1 protein-coding gene is annotated in these 2556 nt (G+C 78.7%); it reads right to left on the bottom strand.

Annotated features, from left to right (window positions below; all coding sequences use genetic code 11):
- Positions 1-2556: type I polyketide synthase (locus tag ACFU6K_RS36415; protein ID WP_380670543.1), on the bottom strand; the 2556-nt coding region annotated here is incomplete at both ends.

Genomic DNA, 2556 nt, shown 5'->3' on the forward strand with positions numbered 1-2556 from the left:
GGGCCAGGATGCCCTGCGGGCGCAGGGCCGTCTGGTCCTCGGCGACGGCGCCGGACAGCAGGGCGGCGAGCCGGGTGCCGGTGCGGTCGTCCCAGGCCTCGGCGGGCGGCAGGTCGACCAGTCCGCCCCAGTGCCCGGGGTGTTCGAGGCCGGCGACCCGGCCCAGCCCCCAGACCTGGGCCTGGGCGGGGCTGCCGCTCTCGCCGGGGCCGGTGGCCACGGCGCCGGAGGTGAGCACCCACAGCGGGGTGCCGGGGGCGCCGGCGCCGAGGTGCTGGATGAGGTCGAGGGTGGCGGCCACGCCCCGGGTCATGGTCGGGTGCCCCTGGTCCGGGGTCTCGTCCAGGGCGAGCAGGGAGACCACGCCGGCCGGGGCCGGGTGGGCGGCGAGGGCGGTGCGGTCGGCGTCCGGCAGGGTGCGGACGTCGGTGGCGCCGTGCTCGGTCAGGGCCCGGGCGACCTTCCGGGCGGTCTCCGGGTCGGCGGCCGCGCCGACCAGCAGCCAGCTGCCGGTCAGTGCCGGGGGTGCGGGGTGCTCGGCGGCCCGGGTCCAGGTGATCCGGTAGCGCAGGCCGGTCAGCGCGTCGTCGGGCGCGGGGGCGGCGGGCCGGGCCGGTTCGGGCCAGTAGCGGCTGCGCTGGAAGGCGTAGGTGGGCAGGTCGACGAGGGTGCCGGGGCCGTGCACGGCCGCCCAGTCGACGGGTGCGCCGGCCACGTAGGCGGTGGCGAGCGAGGTGAGCAGGCGGCGGGCGCCGCCGTCCTGGCGCCGCAGCGTGCCGGTGACGACCGCCGCCTCGCCGAGGGTGTCCCGGACGGCGCCGGTCAGCGCGGGGTGTCCGGACACCTCGACGAACACCCGGTGCCCGCTGTCGCCGAGGGTCCGTACGGCCCGTTCGAACTCGACGGTGCCGCGCAGGCTCGCGTACCAGTAGTGGGCGTCCAGTTCCCGGCCGTCCTGCCACTGCCCGGTGTACGCGGAGACCAGCGGGACGTCGGCCGCGCGGGGCTCGATGCCGGCGAGCGCGGCGAGGATCTCCTCGCGCAGCTCCTCCACCTGGGGGCTGTGCGAGGCGTAGGCGATCGGGACGCGGGTGGTGCGGCAGGTGGGCGGGCAGGCGGCGGCGAACTCGTCGAGCGCGTCGGGGTCGCCGGAGACCACGCAGGAGCGGGGGCCGTTGACGGTGGCGAGCGCGAGCCGTCCCTCGAAGCCGGCGAGCCGTTCGCGCACGGTGTCGGCGGGCTCGGCGACCGAGAGCAGGCCGCCGCGTCCGTCCAGGGTGCGCAGGGCCCGGCTGCGCAGGGCGGCGACCTTCGCGCCGTCGTCCAGGGTGAGGGCGCCGGCGACGGTCGCCGCGGCGATCTCGCCCAGCGAGTGGCCGACGACCGCGTCCGGGGAGACCCCGGCGGCCTGCCAGACGGCCGCCAGCGCCACCGAGACCGCCCAGACGGCGGGTTGGAGCACGTCGGCGGCGAGGAAGTCGTGCCGGCCGGCCAGGACGTCCGCGAGGTCCCAGTCGACGTACGGGGCCAGCGCCCGCGCGCACTGGTCCAGCCGGTCGCGGAAGACCGGTGAGACCTCGGCGAGTTCGCGGCCCATGCCGATCCACTGGCTGCCGTGGCCGGGGAAGACGAACACGGTGCGGCCGGTGCCGCCGGGGGCGACGGAGCCGGTGACGGCGTCGGGCGAGGCCTGTCCGGTGGCCACCGCCGCGGCGGCGGGCAGCAGTTCGGCGTGGTCGGCGCCCAGGAGCACGGCGCGGTGGTCGAGCGGCGGGCGGGTGGTGGCGAGCGACCAGGCCACGTCGCCGACCGGCAGGTCGGGGCGGGCCAGCGCGGACTCGCGCAGCCGGCCCGCCTGGGCGGCGAGGGCGCGCGGGTCGCGGGCGCCGACCGGCCAGGCGACCGGTCCGCCGGTCAGCACCGGGCCGGGGCCGGCGTCCGCCGCGTCCGTCGTCGCGGGCGCGGGCCGGGCCGGGGCCTCCTCGATGATGACGTGGGCGTTGGTGCCGCTGACGCCGAAGCTGGAGACGCCGGCCCGGCGGGGCCGCTCGCCGTCCGGCGCCCAGTCGACGGGCCGGTGCAGCAGGGCGACCTGGCCGGCGGTCCAGTCGACGTGCGGGGACGGGGTGTCGGCGTGCAGGGTGCGCGGCAGCTGTCCGTGCCGCAGGGCCAGGACGATCTTCATGATCCCGGCGACGCCGGCCGCGGCCTGGGTGTGGCCGATGTTGGACTTGACCGAGCCCAGCCACAGCGGCCGGCCGGCGGGCCGGTCCTGGCCGTAGGTGGCGAGCAGGGCCTGGGCCTCGATCGGGTCGCCGAGTTCGGTGCCGGTGCCGTGCGCCTCGACGGCGTCCACGTCGGCGGCGGTGAGGCCGGCGCCGGCCAGCGCGGCGCGGATCACCCGCTGCTGGGAGGGGCCGCTGGGGGCGGTGAGCCCGTTGGAGGCGCCGTCCTGGTTGACGGCGCTGCCGCGGACCACGCCGAGCACCCGGTGCCCGTTGCGGTGGGCGTCGGAGAGCCGTTCGACCGCGAGGACGCCGACGCCCTCGGCCATGC

Origin of the sequence: Kitasatospora sp. NPDC057512 (assembly GCF_042802135.1) — a bacterium.
Taxonomy (GTDB): Bacteria; Actinomycetota; Actinomycetes; order Streptomycetales; family Streptomycetaceae; genus Kitasatospora.